Origin of the sequence: Herbiconiux daphne (assembly GCF_024979295.1) — a bacterium.
Lineage (GTDB): Bacteria > Actinomycetota > Actinomycetes > Actinomycetales > Microbacteriaceae > Herbiconiux > Herbiconiux daphnes.
The window spans coordinates 1-707 of sequence record NZ_JANLCJ010000383.1; the positions used below are offsets into that span (position 1 = coordinate 1).

General features: G+C 49.1%; 1 protein-coding gene. It reads right to left on the bottom strand.

Annotated elements, in window-relative coordinates:
• Positions 1-707, bottom strand: a 707-nt coding sequence (locus N1032_RS25385) for a phage major capsid protein (protein ID WP_259543370.1), incomplete at both ends; no start/stop codon positions are given.

The following is a 707-nucleotide window of genomic DNA, read 5'->3' on the forward strand; positions in this document are numbered from 1 at the left end:
ACTTATTTTGGTCAGGCGGTCACTGGTCAGCGCAATCTGGTACGTTGCGAAACGGATGAACTCACGGTTCGTAATCGCAGACGCAACAGAAACTTTGTTGGTCGGGTTGGTGTCGTTATACAGTTTCAGCAGGTTGACAGCCTTAACGCCGGATTTAGTGAAGTCCAGAGTTTTAGCGCCAGCAGTACCGGAACCGAGTTCGGCAACCAGAGTTTCGGCGGTCATGTTGTTAATCGCGCGCATAATCAGGGAGTCGAGTTTAACGGTCATGCTGTTTTCAACCGCAGTTGTCAGCATAGAAATAAAGCCGTTAAGCTGTTCAGCAGAACTGAACGACTCTTTCACCTGCATTTCGGTGAAGCTCACCGGGATTTCGAACGTTACTTTGGAGTTGAAAAACTTCGCGGAAACTTTCGGTGCGGTGAAAATGTCCTGCTTGTATTCCTGCCCGTCTTGCAGGTTCCAGCTTTCGTTTTCGGTAGCGTCCGGCAGTTCAGTAGAAACTTTTTGCAGGATAGAACCGAACTCCCAGGAGTCCATCAGAATAGACGGAACACCGCCAGCATAGGCGCGGGATTGGAACGTTACTTTGCCGATGTGGTTAATCAGCTTACGAACAAAGTTATCAATGCCGTTCGTCTGGTCGATAACCTGTTTGCCGAGGTCTACAACGTTCGATAAATCCTCGTTGACTACGGCGGTTTCAC